This is a genomic window from Desulfocicer niacini (assembly GCF_054657595.1).
The window spans coordinates 95,217-113,919 of sequence record NZ_BAAHYK010000003.1; the positions used below are offsets into that span (position 1 = coordinate 95,217).

General features: G+C 48.8%; 12 protein-coding genes. All 12 read right to left on the minus strand.

The genetic code is table 11. The features are described 5' to 3' along the window. Positions 1 to 26 precede the first annotated feature (26 nt). Positions 27 to 2,447, minus strand: coding sequence for a GcvT family protein (locus ACYQ2M_RS02355; protein WP_459914704.1), 2,421 nt, complete (start codon positions 2,445 to 2,447; stop codon positions 27 to 29). Positions 2,448 to 2,708: 261 nt separating this feature from the next. Next, positions 2,709 to 3,743, minus strand: coding sequence for a branched-chain amino acid ABC transporter permease (locus ACYQ2M_RS02360; protein WP_459914705.1), 1,035 nt, complete (start codon positions 3,741 to 3,743; stop codon positions 2,709 to 2,711). 6 nt (positions 3,744 to 3,749) lie between these two features. Further along, positions 3,750 to 4,775, minus strand: coding sequence for a branched-chain amino acid ABC transporter permease (locus ACYQ2M_RS02365; RefSeq protein ID WP_459914706.1), 1,026 nt, complete (start codon positions 4,773 to 4,775; stop codon positions 3,750 to 3,752). Positions 4,776 to 4,801: 26 nt separating this feature from the next. After that, a complete protein-coding gene (locus ACYQ2M_RS02370; protein ID WP_459914707.1) occupies positions 4,802 to 5,509 on the minus strand; it encodes an ABC transporter ATP-binding protein in 708 nt (235 codons plus the stop codon). A gap of 94 nt (positions 5,510 to 5,603) precedes the next feature. Next, a complete protein-coding gene (locus ACYQ2M_RS02375) occupies positions 5,604 to 6,338 on the minus strand; it encodes an ABC transporter ATP-binding protein (protein WP_459914708.1) in 735 nt (244 codons plus the stop codon). A gap of 111 nt (positions 6,339 to 6,449) precedes the next feature. After that, positions 6,450 to 7,715 (minus strand): ABC transporter substrate-binding protein, encoded by a 1,266-nt coding sequence (locus ACYQ2M_RS02380; protein ID WP_459914709.1) that lies wholly within the window; start codon positions 7,713 to 7,715, stop codon positions 6,450 to 6,452. Positions 7,716 to 8,382: 667 nt separating this feature from the next. Then, positions 8,383 to 9,867: a sigma-54 interaction domain-containing protein gene (locus ACYQ2M_RS02385; RefSeq protein WP_459914710.1), complete on the minus strand. Its 1,485-nt coding sequence runs from the start codon at positions 9,865 to 9,867 to the stop codon at positions 8,383 to 8,385. Positions 9,868 to 9,889: 22 nt separating this feature from the next. After that, positions 9,890 to 10,849, minus strand: a complete 960-nt coding sequence (locus ACYQ2M_RS02390) for an electron transfer flavoprotein subunit alpha/FixB family protein (RefSeq protein WP_459914711.1) — start codon at positions 10,847 to 10,849, stop codon at positions 9,890 to 9,892. Between the two features lie 136 nt (positions 10,850 to 10,985). Continuing rightward, the gene (locus ACYQ2M_RS02395; RefSeq protein ID WP_459914712.1) at positions 10,986 to 11,753 is read right to left on the minus strand and encodes an electron transfer flavoprotein subunit beta/FixA family protein; all 768 of its coding nucleotides are present in this window, start codon (positions 11,751 to 11,753) and stop codon (positions 10,986 to 10,988) included. Between the two features lie 101 nt (positions 11,754 to 11,854). Further along, a complete protein-coding gene (locus ACYQ2M_RS02400) occupies positions 11,855 to 13,192 on the minus strand; it encodes an NAD(P)/FAD-dependent oxidoreductase (RefSeq protein ID WP_459914713.1) in 1,338 nt (445 codons plus the stop codon). 733 nt (positions 13,193 to 13,925) lie between these two features. Next, positions 13,926 to 15,626, minus strand: a complete 1,701-nt coding sequence (locus ACYQ2M_RS02405; RefSeq protein ID WP_459914714.1) for a long-chain-fatty-acid--CoA ligase — start codon at positions 15,624 to 15,626, stop codon at positions 13,926 to 13,928. A 169-nt stretch (positions 15,627 to 15,795) separates the two neighbouring features. Beyond that, positions 15,796 to 18,654 (minus strand): bifunctional [glutamate--ammonia ligase]-adenylyl-L-tyrosine phosphorylase/[glutamate--ammonia-ligase] adenylyltransferase, encoded by a 2,859-nt coding sequence (gene glnE, locus ACYQ2M_RS02410; RefSeq protein ID WP_459914715.1) that lies wholly within the window; start codon positions 18,652 to 18,654, stop codon positions 15,796 to 15,798. Positions 18,655 to 18,703 lie beyond the last annotated feature (49 nt).

Here is an 18,703-nt window from a genome sequence, read left to right on the forward strand (position 1 = left end):
GACCTTTTCCCCATTATGGATTCGTTTTAGGCTTTAATTTTTTTATTTTCAGGATCATACAAAGGCATGGCCACCACCTCTGCGGTTCGCATTTTTCCCAGAATTTCAACTTCAAGTTTTGTCCCTGGAACGGCCAGTTCAGGGGTGACATATCCCAGAGCAATGCTTTTGTCAACGCGGTGACCATATCCGCCTGAGGAGGTGATTCCCACTCGTTCTCCATCTTTGTAGATACCATTATAGCCATAGGGGTCGGAATCCGTGGCATCGACCACCATGCAGATCAGTTTCTGGGTTATACCGGCTGCTTTCTTTTCAGCCAGGGCCTTTTTGCCAATGAAATCCTTATCCCATTTCACTGTCCAGGAGACGTTGGTTTCAAGGGGATGATGATGGCGGTTCATTTCACATTTCCATGCCAGATATCCTTTTTCAAGACGCATGGAATCCATGGCGTACATGCCGAACATTTTCAACTCAAATTCAGCGCCCACAGCCATGAGGTGGTTGAAAAGTGAGATTTGTTGCTCCATGGGATGAAAAATCTCGAATCCCAGCTCTCCCACATAATTCATGCGGTTTACCCGGCATTTCACCCGACCCACATGGAGCTCTCTGGTGGTGCTGAATTTGAAATTTTCATCGGAAACATCGTCATAGCAGGCTTTGGCAAGCACTTCTCGACTTTTGGGGCCGGCAAGGACCAGACAACCCATTTTGTATGTAAGATCCTCCATGGTGACAGAACCGTCTTCGGGAAGAGTCTGTATCATCCAATGCTGATCATGTTTTTTGCCAACACTTGCTGTGACGCACAAGTAATCATTTTTGGCAGTGCGGGACACGGTCATGTCGGTTTTGAACATGCCGTCATGGTCAAGGCAGGGGGTCAAGGACAGGGCTCCATCCGTTGTGGGAATCTTTTGACAGGTGAGTTTGTTTAGCCATGCTTCAGCACCGGGGCCTGAAATGCGGGTTTTGGCAAAGCGAGTAAGATCCAGGAGACCTACTTTTTCCATGACATGCTTGCATTCAGCCTTTACATTGTCAAAGGAGTTGTTGCGCCGCCAGGAGGGCGTTTCGTGGTTGTCTTCACCTTCAGGGGCAAAATAGTTGGGGCATTCCCATCCAAAGTAATCGCCAAAGGATGCATTGGCCGCTTTCTGGTATGCATAGATGGGGCTTGTGCGGTTGGGGCGGGCGGCATCCCGCCATTCATTGGGATAAATAATGGAGTAGAGGCGGGGATAGGTGTCGGCAATTTTTTCGTGATTGTAGGCCCAGTTCGCATGGCTGCCGTATCGGCGGCTGTCCATGTCCCACAGATCAATTTCAGGTTCTCCGTTCATGATCCAGCCAGCAAGGAAATGGCCGATGCCGCCTGCTTGGGTGATGCCGAAACTGTATCCGCATGCGTGGTAGAAATTTTTAAGGGGTGAGGCGGGACCCACCAAGGGGTCGCCGTTGGGGGTATAGGTGATGGGGCCAGCCGTGACGTGTTTAAAGCCTGTATCACCCAGAACGGGGAAACGAAACATGCCGTGTTCGATATTTTCTGCAATGTTGTCAATATCGGCATTTAATTCGGTCTGTGCATAGTCCCAGGGTACACCCTTTGCTTTCCATTGTTGACCATATTTTTCATACATTCCTAAGATCAGGCTGTCCATTTCCTGGCGTAGATAAATGGAACGATCGGGGTCCCGCACCAGTGGAAGCATGGTTTCACGCTCATCAACGGCATTGATTTTTTCATACAGAATGTGGGTATGGGCAATGGCGATGGAGGGGATTTCAAGGCCCACCATTTTGGCCACTTCCGGTGCCCAGAGGCCTGCGGCGTTGACGACATGTTCGCAGGTGATGTCTCCCTTGTCTGTTTTTATCAGCCATTCGCCGGAGGGCAGCTTTTCAATGGCGGTGACCATGGTGTGAAGGTTGATTTCAGCTCCGTATTTTCTGGCACCCATGGCAAGTGCCTGGGTCAGACTGTTGGGATCCACATCACCGTCATCGGGCCAGTAGAGGCCGCCCAGCAAGCCTTCCACATTCATCAGCGGATGAAGTTGTTTCATTTTTTCCGGGGTGACCCAGTCCACATCAAGTCCTAGACATTTGCTCATGGAATAAAAATATCCCAGTTCATCCATGCGGTCCCGGTTGTCTGCGGTGCGGATGGAGCCTGTGGTGTGCCACCCGGTGTTCTGGCCGGTTTCTTTTTCTAGTTGCTTGAAGATTTCAATGCTCTTCATGTTTACCTGGGTACCATAGAAACTTGAATGGAAAAAGGAGACATTTCCGGCGGCCATCCAGGTTGATCCCGATGTGAGTTCATGTTTTTCAAGAAGGACCACATCGTTGCCCCAGCCATATTTTGCCAGATGATAAGCAACACTTACTCCTATGGCACCACCGCCGATAACCACTGCTCTTGCATTTGTTTTCATGTAAAAGCTCTCCTTTTGTTAATTAGATATGGGGACCCTTTGCTTTGTTTCCTGCAGGGGAGAATGGCTTTCTGCGGAACAAGGGAGGGCCAGTAAAAGGTTATTTCTGTTTTTTTTTGCAATTTTTAAGCCATGATTGATGAATAATGATGATTTTAAATTTTGGAATTTGCTGGCAGCATCGACCACAGTTAACAATCGGTGTGATAACGAGGTCAATGGGCCTGTTCATAACATCGGTCTGTTTTAAGATGTCTCAACTCACAATATGTATTTTTCGTTTAACAATAGTCTCAATACCCTGTTTTTTGAATTACGGAGATGAACATCAAAAAAGTGAGAAAATCCACCTGGATAGTAAATCATTACCACAATGAGCAGCAGGGCGTATATAATGAGGTTTAATCCGGGTAGGTTGGAAAGGGTGGATCGGATGATTTCCATTAAAAAGATAAACGGAAAAGCCACCACCGCTCCGCCCCAGAGGCTTCCCCTACCACCGATGTAGGCCACTGCGAGCACTTCGACGGTTTTGGTGGTGTGCATGACTTCTGGGGTGAGTATGCCGTAGTAATGGCCGTAGAATCCCCCAAGAACTCCGGCAAGGGCGCAGGACAGGGTGAAGTTGAACACCCGGTAAAAAACGGGATTTATGCCCGATGTGCGGGCAGCATCCATGTTCTGTCCGATGGCCTTGAAGGCCAGACCCACCTTGGAGTTGACCACCATGCGGCAGATGATGTAGGTTAGGATTAAAAGCACGATGATGAGATAATAAAAGGGGACATTAGATTCGGTTGCAAACATCCGGGGAGTCCGAAGCCCCAGGGGGCCCCTGGTCAGCCACACCAGTTTAGTGGCAAGCCCCATGATGGCCAGACCGAAAAACCAGGAGAGGCATGCGGCAAAAATCCCCCGCAATCGCAGGGAAATCATGCCGATGATCAGTCCCAGGATGGCGGCATTGGCCCCGCCAAGGAAAATGCCTATCCAGGGGGAGATACCGAAATTAACAGCCAGCAGAGCCGAAGTGTATCCTCCATATCCGGCCACGGCTGCATAGCCGAAGTTGACGATATTGATGTAGCCCGCAGTAAAGTCAAAGCCCACGGACAGGGTGGCAATAAATGCGGCATAGATTAGCCATCGCAGCAGGTATTCCTGGTTGAAGGGCGGTATAAAGGGCAGCGCCATCAAGAGCAGGACACACAGGATGCCTGCGGGATTGAAGCCGATTTGTCCAAGCAGGGGTACCGATTCAGGTCGTGCTTGAACGGTGTTTGTTGTTTCCATCATTATCTCCTATGTATCTAGAACCCCACGGACTTCAGAGCCGAATATTCCGCTGGGCTTAAAGATGAGAATTAGCATTATCAGAATGGAGGGAACCACAAAGTCCCATCCGGCCCCGATATATTCCACGGTGACTACCTTTAAAAGGGCCACCATGAAGGCGCCGGCCACGGCACCTAAAATGTTTCCAAGACCAGAGAGGATGACCACGAACCAGGCCATGTAAAGGGGTTCCAGTCCCATGGTGGGGTAGGAGGGATACATGAACAGAAGGCTGCCGCCGGCAACACCGGCAAGTGCGCAGCTTAACGAGATGGTCATTAAAACAATTGTCTCAATGTTGATACCCACAATCTGGGCACCTACAGCATCCTGTGATACTGCTCGGATGGCCCGGCCGGTGCGGGTGTAGGTCATGAAGAGCCAGAACAAAAAGACGATGAATATTGAAATTCCAAAGGCATACACCCGGTCCCTTGAGATGAACACTTCAGCCATGGAAAAAGGCATGCCGCCCCAATATTTGACGATGCCCTTGAAATCGGCACCAAAGATCAGTTGGTGCAAATTTACAAGGAGCACGCTTAATCCCACGGTGAGCAGAAACGAGTTCATTACCCAGTTGTCCGAGGCCCGTTTCCGCAAAGGACGGAACACCAGAAATTCTGAAATCATTCCGGCCACGGCACCCACCAGCATGGAGACGATGATTGCCACAATGGGGCCCCAGATTACCAAAAGGGAATCGGGGTGCAGTGTGGTGTAGTTGCTGATGGGGGTAAAGACATAATAGGCGGCCAGGGAGCCGATCATGAAAAATTCACCATGGGCAAACATGGCAATGTTCAACACCCCCAGCATCAGGGTTAGTCCAGTGGACACAAGGGCCAGCATACCGCCGGTGATGATGGTATTGGCAAGAACATAGGGGCCACTGTTGATGGTGGCATAAATGGCCAGCAAAATGGAGCCAAGGATGGTGATGCCCTTGGCTGATTTCATCCAGGCAATGCTATCCTTAAGGTTGTCAGACATACAGTTTCTCCAGATTCTATTGGGGATTAAACGCCAAGAAATACTTTTTTTACATAGGTATCGTTGAGAAGATCCGAACTTTTGCCTTCCAGGCCCACTTTGCCGTTTTCCAGGACATACCCCCGGTTGGTCACCGATAATGTGGTGGTGACGTTCTGCTCCACCAGCATGATGGTGACTCCGTTTTCTCTCAGGACTTCAAGGGACTGAAATACACTGGCCGTGAGCTGGGGAGCCAGTCCAAAGGAGGGCTCATCCACTAGCATCAGGGTTGGGTCGGACATCATGCCACGACCGATGGCCAGCATTTTTCGCTCACCACCGCTCATGGTACCGGCTAGCTGATTTTTTCGTTCTGCCAGTCGGGGAAACAGATCAAATACAAATTTCAGGCGTTTTTTCTGGACATTCTTGTCACGAATAATATAGGCCCCCATCAACAGGTTTTCCTGCACCGACATGTTCACAAACAGGTTCATTTCTTCGGAAACAAAGGCTATACCCCGTTGGGTGATTTGGTAGGCGGGCAGTGCTGTGATATCTTCTCCATTAAACAGAATGGTTCCCCCCATGGGGGGGATCAAGCCTGCAATGGTCTTCATTGTGGTGCTTTTACCGGCACCGTTTGGCCCTACAATGCAGACATATTCGCCCTTGTCCACGTTGAGGCTCACCTTTCTCAGGATTTGCAGGTATCCATATCCGGCATCCAGTTCTTTTACTTGTAGCAGCATGAGTTCTCCATTTTTTTGCCTGGTTCTGATCAAGGATATCCGGAAATGTGGCGGACGTACTCACAATCCGGGTGAAATTAAATCAGAGCCTTATTTATTGATGATCATCGCCTGCACTTCCCAGATAGGCCCGGGTCACCCGGGGATCATTGGCCACCTCTTCAGTGGTACCTTCTGCGATTTTGGTGCCGAATTGAATGCACAACAGGCGGTTGCACACCGCCATGATTAATTGCATGATATGCTCGATCATGAGGATGGAGATGCCCTTGGCGCTGATTTTTCCAATGATGCGCATGATGTCGGTGAGTTCGCCTTCACTGAGCCCCGAGGCAAGCTCGTCCATGAACAGCAGTCTGGGGTGGCTTGCTAGTGCCCTGGCAAGATCCAGACGTTTTAACTGAACTGTGTTAAGCTGTTCGGACAGCACGTTTTCGGCCATGGGGAACTCTACAAAATCAAGCATTTCCCGGCTGTGTTGCATGGGATCTTTCACAACCCCGGGATTATTGCCGAAAATGGAAGCGGTCATGACACTTTCGATGGCTGTCATTTTGGGAAAGGGGCTGGGAATCTGAAAAGTACGGGATAGGCCTTTTCGGCACATTTTTTCCGGGGTCAGCCCGGTGGTTTCTTCTCCGAACAGGACCACCTTGCCGGAGGTGGGGGGATTAAGCCCCGAAATGGCATTTACAAAGGTTGTTTTACCCGCACCGTTGGGACCGATAAGTCCCACAATATCGCCCTGGTAGATGGTCATGGATACGTCATTGACGGCGGTGAGTCCACCAAATTGTTTGGTCAGATTATGGGTTTCCAGTACGATCATGATAGGTAGTTCTTCCTTAAAGAGTTGACGGTGAGAAATACAAAAAGCGGTTCTTTTCAGGGCTCCGACAAAAACGCCGGAACCCTTTTTTAAAAAGCGCGCTTTCCGGCTTTATTTCTTTGATTCAAACTCCTTTACCTTCCACGCGTCCGGAAAAATGATACTGCCTTTGCCTGCCTTGTACTGCAGAATGGGGAAGAAATAGGCGTCGCTTGACACCACCATATCCGGCATGGTTTCCGCGGTGTATTTGTACTCGTTCATGATGATGGCACCATCTTTCCTGCCATAGGTGAGTTGGCCGGTGTTGACCTCGTCTACCATGATTTTGTGGATGGATTCCTTATCGAGTACCCCATATTTTTCAAAGGTTCTGTTGAGTATTTTGATGAACATGCGAATGCCGTCATAAGAGAGACCTCCAGCCGATGGGCTGGGGTTGAAGCCCACTTTTGCCTTAACATCAAGTGCCCACTGTCGGGCTTCGGGGGTGGTGAGCTGGGGAATTGAATCCAGCACGTAGTCAGAAGAAGGGCCCGTCATTTTATACCAGTCGCCGATCCATCCAAGGCCCGAGGCCACCAGAACGCTCTTAAGGCCTACTTCGGAGAACTGTTTCACAAAGGCCGTGAGGGCAGCAGGGAATGTGGATGTCCCAAACACGGCGGCAACACCGGCTTTTTTGAATTTGCTTAAAAGGGGATAAAAATCGGTCTGTGTGGCGGGGAAATACTCTTCTCCAAAGATTTTCCATCCACTGGCTTCCAGGGCTTGTTTATAAGATGCACCAGCGCTGCGGCCCCAGTCTGTGTCCTCGCCGTAGATGGCGGCAAGCTTTTTTTCAGGTTTCCAGGTGCCCGCGTTGATGGCGTTATTCAAGGCTTCCACGTAGTTTTTTTCAAGCTTGGCAGGTACCGGCCATCCCTTGCCGCCCCAGTAGCTGTATTTCTCCGGATTGGCCCGCCATTTTTCATTGACCACCTCACTGGCACCAAAGCCGAACATGTGGGGAACCTTGTATTGGGCAGCCACATCCATGACGGAGATGGCAACAGAGGAGTGCCAGTTCAACACGCCGGCCTGAATCCCCTTGCCTTCAACGGCCTCTGCATAGGCACCGGCAGCCTTGGCCGGATCGGACTGGGAATCTACCCACACGATGTCGATTTTGTAATCTCCCACTTTATAATCAATGGCTTCCATGGCCATTTGCACAGATGCCTTAAACTCTTCGCCGGTCTGGGCAGAGGGTCCGGTGAAGGGGCCTAGAACACCCACGGCAACACTTTTGTCTGCGGCAAAGGCAGTAAGGGTGCCCGCAATCATGAATATGGCAAAGGTTAAAACGGTGAAAAGTACGCTGTTCCTGTTTCTCATACTCGTGCCTCCAAAACTTAAACGTTCTTAGATTTGTACTGAGTCAGTTCTGTTGAACAATATACGGAATGTGGACAAGAAACCTTAAGGCTTGATCAAAACACCGACCATTTTGGGGGTTCAGAAGTGCGTTGTTGTCGGTTTTACAGATTTCAATTTTTATGTTCAAAACGTTGCCAAAAGCATGGTGACTGATAAAAATTTCAATCTCCAATTAAGACAAGCCGGACATCGTTGCCACATCTTGTGTCAAGAGTGGCCGGGGGGGATCAGGTCCAAATCCTATTTTTGTTAACATCATAACTGAAGCAGCATACGAATTGGAAAGGTCGGACAAGGATGGTCTGGCCGGCCATATAGAGTATCTCTCAGCAATAAATATACCAGAGTAAATCGAAATGAACCTTTAAGGATTTGGTGCATCCCTTTTTTGCCATATGATTTGACTATAGCAATTTATGCCAGCTGCGGCACGGCGTACCTAAAAAATGAACGCTGGAGGTATGCAAGACCATCAACGATAATGCTTCAGTAAAAAAATCCACTGAAAACGTGAAAGTTTGTTTTATGTTTGAATTAAAATTATTATTTGAGGGAATGCTTGGGTGGATATCACGGATAATAAAACTTTTTACAGTAAAAAAATTTACACTTACAGTAAAAAAAATTACTCCGCGGGAAGGTAATCCATTCGTTGCATTTTATATTTTTTCATTTTGTAATAAAGAAGCTGACGAGAGATTCCCAGGCTGGCTGCAGCCTTGGCAATGTTTCCGGTGTGGATGGAAAGGGCGTTGTGGACCATTTCTTTTTCCTGCATTCTCTTCTTGTCAATGAGATTTGCATGGGGGCATGTCTGCCCGTCCTGTATCGGGAGGGCAGGGGGGGGATGGATATTGGGGGGCATAAGGTCCGTCTGCGTGGCCGCTTGGGTTGTGGGCACCGGTGGAATATTCGAGAAATGTGATTGGAGATGGCGGATCTGGATGGTATCGCTGGTGCCAACGATGTTCATAGCACCTTCAATGGCGTGTTCCAGCTCCCTGACGTTTCCGGGCCAGTGATATCCCCTGAATCGTATCATGACATTACTGGAGATTGCCTGAACGCCTTTTCCCATGAGTTTGTTGTGTTTTTGAATGAAGTGATTTACAAGAATGTCAAGGTCTTCAATTCTTCTGGTCAGGGGAGGAATGTGAACAAAAACGACCCCCAGACGGTAAAAAAGATCCGAGCGCAGGGTACCATTTCCCATGGCCACGTGGGGATCGACATTAACGGAACTGATGATTTTAATATCAATGGAGATTTCCTTTAATCCACCCACCCTTCGCACTTTGCGCTCCTGGAGTACCCGCAAAATTTTACTCTGGAGTCCCACGGGCATGGAATTGAGTTCATCTAAAAAAATGGTTCCTCCATGGGTTTTTTCAAATAGCCCCGCCTTGTTCACTGATCCCGTGAAGGCGCCCTTTGAGGTGCCAAACAGGATGCCCTCCAAAAGGTTTTCAGGGATGGCGGCGCAGTTGACAGGGGTGTACTTCTGACGACTTCTGGCACTGTGATTATGGATAGCTCTTGCAAAAAGCTCTTTGCCGGTGCCAGTCTCACCATACAGCATCACCGGCGATGGGGTGTTGGCAGCCATTTTGGCAGAGGAAATGGCCTTCACAAGTTCAGGATTTTCACCAATAATGGAATCAAAAAAAATATCGGAGTCAAATGCCTGTTGACCAACCGGCATGTCCGCAATGGTTGCGGCAAGGACATTGTAGTCCCTTACAAAACAGATAACGCCGATCATCTGGCTGTTTCGTGTAAGGGGAAAGGCGCTGTGAATGGTGTTGGCGATTTTTCCCATGCGGGTGCGATAATAGATGGGTTTATCTATGATGGGAACGCCTTTTTTCAAGCATTGCATGATGATACTGTCATCGTCGGTGAGATGATATACCTCCGTTATTTTTTTGTTCAGAGCATCCCGTGGAGCCAGTTCATCAATGCGGGACATGGCCCGGTTGTAATAGCGGATTATGCCTTTCAGATCTGTGAGGATTATCCCTTCACTGAAATTGTTAAAGACAGACACAAAATCGGCTTCTGTAATGGCATGTTTACAATATGTGCTGTCTTTTATGGCCGGATCTTTCATTCTCTCCCTTTAGGTGTGTCTTTTATGGCTGTTGTTTTTCAAGTTCCTTGATGAGCAAAGGAATGACTTCAAAAAGATCTCCCTGAATAAAATAATCGCAATGGGACACCATGGCTGCTTCGGGGTTGGTATTTACAGCGATGATCATACCAGACATTTTCATTCCTGCAAAGTGCTGTATGGAACCTGAAATACCGCAGGCGATGTAGACCCGCGGGCTGACTTTTTCACCGGTCTGTCCCACCTGCATGGTGTACGGTACCCATCCCATGTCCACGGCCACCCTGGATGCACCCACGGCGGCATTCATGACCGCGGCACATTGGAACAACAGCTCAAAATTTTCTTTGTTCTGCAGTGCCCGACCACCGGAAATAATAATGTCCGCTTCAGACAGACTCATTCGGGAGTCGTCTGTGTGTTGAATTTCAACAGTTTTCAATCGCCGGGTTAAAGGTTCTTTAACGCCCATGGAGATCATTTCCGCCTTGCTTTTTACGGGGACGGCACAAAGAATGTTAGGCCTGATTCCAAAGAGCTGATGGCGACCCTTTACTTGAATGGTACCAAGGGTTTTGCCTGAGAAAAGCGCCTTTTTTGCGATACCTTTTTCGCAATCCACATCCACGCAATCCATGACCAGAGGTGCATCAAGAAGGGCGGCAATCCTGGGTAGCAGTTCCCGTCCCATGGAGGTTGTCAGGCCAAACACAGTGTTGATGTCATGGGCCTTCATTGCCTCAATGATGGCATGGGAGCATTGTTCCGGATTCCATTGTTCCTGTCCCGGTCTGGAGGTGGTTATTTCTACAATGGTATGTACCCCATGGGATTCCAGGGCTTCACGAAAGGATATTGCTGCTTGATTAATGATAAAAGCATAGACGTCATGACCTTTTTTTCCGGCACAGGCAATCATGCCGAAATTGGCATCTTTGATCCTGCCTGATTTGATTTCGATAATAACACCTGTTTTCTTCATATTTTGTCCTTAAAATCCATGATTCCGTTTTTTTATCTGTTGCGTGTGCTTAACTCGATTCTTAGTGTTGACGATGCCCTGGCTCCGGGTATTGCAAGGTGAGCCGTCTTGTGCCCCCCCCCATGTCATGGGTGGATCATAGGACTCTGGCCTCATTTTTGAGTATATCCACAAGGGTTTTTACCTGTTCTGCCGGGGTGCCTGTGATTTCTTTTGCCATCCGGTGTTTTGCAAAGGGTTCCAGGGAGACAATCGTCATGGAGGAAGGAGGTTGACATATTTCTAATGTGTCAATATCAATGCACTTTATTTCTTTTTTTCGTGCCTTGACCACGTCCGGGAAGGTGGGATAGGAGGGGGTGTTAATCCCCCTACCCACACCCAGGACACAGGGCATGGAAAGCATGTAGACATGTTTCCCCCCGCCTTCGCTTTGAATTTCCACCAGGGCAGATGCCTCTTTTGGTGTAAATTTGACCACGTTTGATGCCACAGGGAAATCAAAGGCGGCCCCCAGGCGAAACATGGTCTGCATGCCTTCCATGTCAATGGATTCTCTGCCGGTGAAGATGATGCCCGGTGTACCATCCTGTTCAATGGCTTTTTTGAGAGCCCTGGCCGTCAAAATACTATCTTCGTGTTTACGGGTCACCACATGTATAGATCGATCCGCCCCCATGGCCATGGCTGATCGGAGGGTTTTTTCCACGTCCCGGTGCCCCACTGAAATGGCGATTACTTCACCCTGTCCCAGATGCGTTCTGAAGGCCGTGGCTTCGGTGATGGCGTGTTCATCATATGGATTGAGGAGAAATGAAATTTTTTCATCAATGTCGGTATCGCCCGTTATGACAATGTTAGCCGCAGAATCGGGGACCGGTTTTACGCATACATATATTTTCATGGTGAAAGTTCCTGTCTTCAATTAAAAAAAGGGCCTGTCTGTCACAAACAGGCCCTTGCAAGGGTAAATCAATATTTTAATATCACGGAACGCGACATGGATTAACCGTTAACGGAAAAACTGGAGTTGTAGTTAATATCTCTCTTGCGTGAGAAAAAGCCCACATCCATTGTCCTGCCTGTGTAGTGATAGGTGAACTGAAAGGGCTCGTTGTCATGATCCAGACCCTTTTCGCAGGCATCAATGAGTTCTGCCATCATTCTACCCACCACCGGAGCGTTTTTGTATTGGTTGCCACTGGTACCCACTGCCAGGTAGAATCCCCCCAGATCGGTTTTATCATAGATGGGAATCCAGTCGTCGGATACATCATAGAGGTCGCACACGCCTTTGGGCTGGTTGGGCACTTTAAGTTCCGGCACACGTTTTCCGAAACGGTAGCACTGTGCTTTCCATTGTTCGTCTGTTAACTGATTGTCCCTGCCGTGTCCGCCTTTACCAGCGTAAAATTCATCCGGATCCACCCATTCCTGGGGGTCACAGTCGGGGTCTTCGCTGCCGATGAGGAACATGTTGCCAACCTCGGGTCTGACGTAACAACCAATATCCCCATCGGACATGTGATAGCCATCATTGAGGTAGTCATACCCTTCCGGAGACGGGCAATGCATGACTTCGTGGCGAAGGGCCTTGGTTTTAATATTGCAACCTTCCCACACACCTTCTGCCATTTGGGTCACTTTAAAGGAGTGAGGCCCACCTGCATTAACCACAACAGGGGAATCAATTTTTGTGCCGTCTTTTAAGGTGATACCGGCCACTTTGCCGTTTTCGCTGCGAATTTCCACAACTTCTGTATTGAACATGAATGTTCCCCCCTTGGCTTCGGCGGCCCTCATGATATTGTGGGCTGACAGTGCAGGATCATTCACATACCCCCCCTCAGGACAGAAAATACCGCCCTTCAGCATTTCTGTTGGTTCATCGTAGAATTTGGGATCTTCCGGACGTCTCACCGGCCAGTATTTATGAAGATCAATGGGTGGAATCATTTTTTTTATTTTCTCATTGTCCCATGGTTCGTATTTTACACCCACTTCATCATAATTTTTCTGGACTTTTTGCCAGTCATGTCCCTCGGATTTCAAAAGAAGAGAACCGGTGTTCATGTATCTGGCAAGGCCTTTTTCATCGGTTACGTGGTCCAGATAATTTTCCCAGTCCAGCCAGTATTTAAAACCTTCATAGGCCATGGCCACGCCATCTGCCGTTGAATAGTGAGCTCTGACAATGGCACATGAACCCGCCGTGGATCCTTCACCGGCATCGGGCTGTTTGTCAACATTAAGGGTTTTATAACCCATTTTGCAAAGCTCATAGGCAATGGGGCATCCAATAACGCCAGCGCCGATAATTATGGCATCATACTTTTTGTTCATTTTCCTGTTCTCCTTACACTGAATACGTTTAAAAAAGTGCGGTTAACCAATTAGGGTGGCGGATTACATACCTTTTGGTATCCGCATTCAGAAAGCACATTCTCTGCTGAATTTTCATTATTGCATCCGGGGCCACCCGTTGGCATGTCCCATGGTCTGTGCAGGTCATGGGGTGAGGGTTGAAAGATGCGCATAGTAAAAAAGGCAGCATTGTTATAATTTTAGTAAGCAAATTTTATGCCAATTTTTATTGAAGCTTTTTGTGGTCTGGCCCCCCGGATTGAGAATGCTTCCATAGGGATATCTGAAACCAGATATACTAATGATAAGTTGGGTGTCAAGATAAAAAAACAGAAAATATGTTAATTTGGGTTTTTAAAATTAATGTATTATGCAATTTAAAGAAAGTATTTATTTAAATCCATAGATTTTTATGTTTTTCAGCCCCGGACATATTCCGAGGCCATCCGGCACCGAATAGTAACGTTTATAAGAATTGGCCCTTACGAGGTTGTTATCAATCTCGGGCTTGGTCATAACTTGGGCTACTCGTCATTGTTGGCGGGTCGACGGGGTCAGATTTGTGTTTTTGACAATTATTTGTGTTTCAAGGCATATTCCAACAAAAGTGTCAATAACGCAAGCCTGACCCCACCCTTATGTTGTGATCACGCCCCCAATCTCGTTTTTTCCATTACTGGGATTTCTGGCTTGTCATCTCATTCCGCAGTACTCATCTCAGTACTTTTCCCACACTGGATATCGGGATTTCTTCAACGAATTCAACTCTTCTGGGCCTTTTATATCCGGTCATTTTTTCCCTGCAAAATGCGATGACGTCTTTTTCGGTAAGGGGGTGATCCGGTTTGAGTTTAATAAATGCCTTCACCGTTGTTCCTCTGGTTTCGTCGGGAATACCCACCACTGCAACAAGGGCCACAGCAGGATGGGTGTAAAGAATATCCTCTACTTCTCTTGGGTAGACATTGAATCCACTGACAAGAATCATGTCTTTTTTGCGATCGGTTATGGAAAGATAACCCTCTTGGTCAATTTCTGCGATGTCACCGGTGAGAAAAAATTTTTTACCATCCAAAATTCTGAAAGCTTCGGCATCGGCCTGGGGCTTTTTCCAGTATCCTTTCATTACCTGTGGACCACACACGGCAAGCTCTCCTTCTTCCCCCGGTGGGAGAATCGTTGTGCCGGTATCCACGTCAACAATTTTAACCTGGGTTCCGGGCAGGGGAAAACCAACGGTGCCGATTTTCCGGGTTTCTTTTATTGAGGGATTGGCACAGACACAAGGGGCGGTTTCGGTTAGTCCATAGGCCTCAAAAATAATGGCACCGGTTTTTTCTTCAAATTGCTGGCATACCTCGGGGGGTAGCGGTGCACCTGCAGACAGACATCCTTTGATGGAAGAAAGATCGTATTTTTTTAATCGGGGATGGGTGTTAAAGGCCACAAACAACGTGGGAACTGTAGCCATGTAAGTGGGTTTAAACTTTGCAATGGTTTTAAGGACATCTGTGAAGGGCGGTTTTCCGGACCGGGGATCAGGAATGCACAGGATCCGGTTGCCGGTGAATGCGGTTAAAAGCAGGGCTCCTGTCAGTCCAAAGCTGTGATACCAAGGCAGTACCCCAAGAGTAGTATGTGCTCCCCCGGGGCGAAAGGGTTCCGGGGGTTCACCGGGTTCATGCACCATGCGAAAATAGGCGTGGGCCGCCTTTAAGTTATAGATCAAATTGGCATGGGTCAGTTCCGCAGCCTTGGGAACACCGGTGGTGCCGCCGGTGTAGAGCATTACCGCTGTGTCTTTTTCCGGGTCGATGGTTACCATCGGTGGGGTGGGGGCAGCCTCTGCCACAATGTCATCAAATTTTAAATGCCCGGCTAGATGTTTTATTCTGGGGAGTTTGTTAAGCATACGGCCCATGAAGGCCAGGCCGGCGGGCAGGTAAGAAGAGATGTTGCATGTTACTATGGTTTTAACCTCTGTGTCTGCTATGGCCGTGACGGTTTTGTCATACAAAGAAGGGTGCTCCATACAGAAGATCACCCTTGCTCCGGAGTCGCTCAGCTGGTGGTTGAGTTCCGATGCCGTATACATGGGGTTGCAGTTTACGCAAACGGCACCTGCTTTTAGTATACCAAAAAAAATCTCGGGAAACTGGGGAATATTGGGTAGAAACAGTGCGACGCGATCTGCCTTTTTAATGCCGTACCGGGCCAGAAAATTGGCAACTCTGTTTGCCGTGTCTTTTACCTGGGCATAGGTTCTGCTCTTTCCCTGGAACAGGGTAAATGTATGTTGGGGATATTTGACTGCCGCATGGTCCAAAATGCGGTATAGAGGCAGGTGATAATCAGATATGGTATGGGGTACTCCCTTAGGCCAGAAGGGGGTATCCCAGGTTGTTTTGGTCATTCTTAAATGCTCCTTGTTATTCGATGACTAACCCCATCAGGTTGTACGAAAATGGGGGTATGACTCATCCCCAGAGTGGCCGATTTTATGGCCAACCCCAAAAAAAACGTGACCATGGCGTGTCAAAGCACTGCTCACACGGGGTGACGGGGGCTGAAGGGTATTATTATCAATCATGAAGAAATTGTTCAAACAGATCAGACACGGCCTGGGCCTGGGACTGGAGACCATCGGGCTGGCGCCGCTCCTTTTTTTCTTGGAGGTCAAGCCGGTGAAGGGTTTTGCGAAGGGCAATATAAGTTTTTTTCAGCAGTTTTGCCTGATCGCCGGTCAATATAAGTTCTTTTTCAAGGGTTTCAATCAAACGGATATTGTCTGTCCATCGGGTCAGGGCAGGGTGTTGCCAGGCGTGATTCAAGGTCAGAAACTGCACCAGGAATTCGATGTCCACAATGCCGCCCTTTCCCTGTTTAATGTCATTGGTTCGGGATAAATCACCGGGGGATTGGGCTGCCATGCGCTGGCGCATGGCCCGGATTTCCTGTTGCAGGGTTTGGGGGTTACGTTGCCGCATGATTACCCCTTGGCGGATCTTGTTGAACTGTTCCTGCAGAAGGGGATCCCCTGCCACCGGACGGGCCCGGATAATGGCCTGATGTTCCCAGGTCCAGGCTTGTGTTTCCATGTACTCCCGGAAGGAATCAATGTGGCTGACAATCATTCCGGACTGACCGCTGGGCCGAAGGCGCATGTCAGGCTCATAAAGGGTTCCCGCCGGGGTATGCACGGTGAGCATATTGATGATTCGCTGGCCCAGCAGGCTGTAGAATCGCATGTTTTCGATGCTGCGCGTCCCCTCTGTGGTGCTGCCTTCAGAGGCACCATGAATGAAAACCATATCAAGATCCGATTTGTATCCCAGTTCGATTCCCCCCAGCTTTCCATAGGCAATGGCGGCAAATCCCGGTGTGGAATCCGGGGAAGCGGTTATCCCCGATGGATGTCCATATCTTTTTGCCGTCTGTTGCCAGGCAATGAGAAGAACTCGTCTCAGAACCGTTTCAGCAATGTCGGTGAGGGCATCACTTACCTTCATTAAAGGATAGTCCCCGCTGACATCTGCCGCTGCCACCCTGAGGGTGCTGCTCTGTTTAAAGATGCAAAGCTCCTCCAGTTGAAATTCAAAATCTTCCGGGGGAATTGAGGCCATGCGGTGGGCCAGATCTTTTTCCAGAAATTCCCGGTCCGGTGGTCGGTAAAGTGCTTTGGGATCAAGGAGTTCATCGAGCAGGGCCGGATGCCGTGAAAGAAAAGAGATGATCCAGGGGCTTTTGGAGGCCAGGGTGGCCAGGGTGGTAATGACGGATGGATTTTCAAGGAGCAGGGAAAGATAGCAGGTGCGTCGCTCTATGGCGGTGATCAGGGATATGAGCCGGAGAAGGAGGATTTCCCCATTTGGATATTCCCCTGCAATGCGGGTGATCAGAGGAATCAGGTCATTGAGTCTGCGTCTTCCGGTATGGGTCAATTTGCAGGTGTTGGGGTGTTCGGCAAGGGATTTTAACAGCTCAATGACTTTTTCCGGTGTGTTATATCCCGGCAGGGGATGATGTTGTATCTCAGACTGGGGATCATTAATATTTTCCCACAGATATATAAAGGAATCGTCTGTCCTGATCTCTTTTTTCCCATTTTCCCTGGAAACCAGCAGGCGGTTGAAATGAACATGGACGGTGCCCATGTGATGGTCCAGTTCTGCTTTAAAGGTTGTCCAGATGTCAAAACCCATGGCCCGGGCCAGGCGGTATCTTGCGGTTTCATCTTCGGGGATGTCATGGGTCTGGCGGTCGTCATATTCCTGGAGTCTATGTTCCACGGTGCGCAAAAACATGTAGGCGCTTTTAAGGTCCCGGGCCGTTTTGTCATCAATGAGACGTTCTTCCACAAGGAGTTCCAGCACCTTTAAGATCTTTTTTTCCTGTAGTTGGGGGGCGACCCCTCCCCGGATAAGCTGAAAGAGCTGTCCGAAAAATTCAATTTCCCTTATGCCCCCGGCTCCCAGCTTTATATTGTTTTTGAGGTGCTTGTCCCGGACCTGCATGGTGATTCGTCTTTTCATGTCCCGGAAAGCATCAAATGTGCCATAATCAAGATATCTCCGAAATACAAAGGGTTTCAGTCGATTGAGGAGTGCCTGCCCTGCACGAAGATCCCCTGCCATGGGGCGGGCCTTGATCAGGGCATATCGTTCCCACTCCCGGCCCTGGGTCTGGTAATAGATCTCCATGGCATCAGAGTTCATCACCAGGGGACCATTTTCCCCAAAGGGTCTTAACCGGGTATCCACTCTGAAAATGGGTTGGCCGCTGGCAGCCGTGTTAAATATTGCCAGGAACTCTCGGCACAGTTTTGTGAAAAACAGTTCACAGGTTTGCATTCTAACGGCATTTTTCATGCGGCCTTCCTGGGGAAAGGCAAATATCAGATCAATGTCCGAAGAAAAATTGAGCTCCCCGGCCCCGAGTTTACCCATGCCAAGGACGATGATTTTCTGGGGGATACCGTTGTTGTCCACAGGAACGCCATGGATGGCACACAGAGTTTCATATAAATGATCCATGGCTTTTTGCACACAGGCATCGGCAAGGGCGGAAAGATCGGCAAGGGTTTCTTCAAAGGCAGCGGTGTTATTGATGTCTCGCCAGGCAATGCGTACCATTTCACGCATTCTCAGGTGGCTTAAAATGCTTTGGAGACTGTCTGATTCTTCTGCATTTTCAATGGCATATCGCAGATTTGTATTATATGTGTTGGCAGGGTAGGGGCGCTGAAGGTCTCCGGAATGAAAAAGATTCGTTAAAAGGGCAGGCGTTTGCGTTAGGGTGGTGGCAATGAAGCGGCTGAACATAAGGACAGTATCCAGCTCCTTTAAAAACTGTGGTTCCCCGGGAAGGGCAAGGTGATGCGCCTTCAAGGATGTCTCAAGTGATTGTTTTAAAGCAGCTGCCTGTTCAATGCAGGAATCCAAGGTTGACCCCACGTAAATTCACCAACAGAAAGCGTTGGGGAAGAAATTG

Bases quoted from the DNA above. Each gene is read 5' to 3' on its own strand.
- ACYQ2M_RS02370 (WP_459914707.1), bottom strand. From the start codon at position 5,509: ATGCTGCTACAAGTAAAAGAACTGGATGCCGGATATGGATACCTGCAA.
- ACYQ2M_RS02360 (WP_459914705.1), bottom strand. From the start codon at position 3,743: ATGATGGAAACAACAAACACCGTTCAAGCACGACCTGAATCGGTACCC.
- ACYQ2M_RS02375 (WP_459914708.1), bottom strand. From the start codon at position 6,338: ATGATCGTACTGGAAACCCATAATCTGACCAAACAATTTGGTGGACTC.
- ACYQ2M_RS02405 (WP_459914714.1), bottom strand. From the start codon at position 15,626: ATGACCAAAACAACCTGGGATACCCCCTTCTGGCCTAAGGGAGTACCC.
- ACYQ2M_RS02400 (WP_459914713.1), bottom strand. From the start codon at position 13,192: ATGAACAAAAAGTATGATGCCATAATTATCGGCGCTGGCGTTATTGGA.
- ACYQ2M_RS02380 (WP_459914709.1), bottom strand. From the start codon at position 7,715: ATGAGAAACAGGAACAGCGTACTTTTCACCGTTTTAACCTTTGCCATA.
- ACYQ2M_RS02365 (WP_459914706.1), bottom strand. From the start codon at position 4,775: ATGTCTGACAACCTTAAGGATAGCATTGCCTGGATGAAATCAGCCAAG.
- ACYQ2M_RS02355 (WP_459914704.1), bottom strand. From the start codon at position 2,447: ATGAAAACAAATGCAAGAGCAGTGGTTATCGGCGGTGGTGCCATAGGA.
- ACYQ2M_RS02395 (WP_459914712.1), bottom strand. From the start codon at position 11,753: ATGAAAATATATGTATGCGTAAAACCGGTCCCCGATTCTGCGGCTAAC.
- ACYQ2M_RS02385 (WP_459914710.1), bottom strand. From the start codon at position 9,867: ATGAAAGATCCGGCCATAAAAGACAGCACATATTGTAAACATGCCATT.
- ACYQ2M_RS02390 (WP_459914711.1), bottom strand. From the start codon at position 10,849: ATGAAGAAAACAGGTGTTATTATCGAAATCAAATCAGGCAGGATCAAA.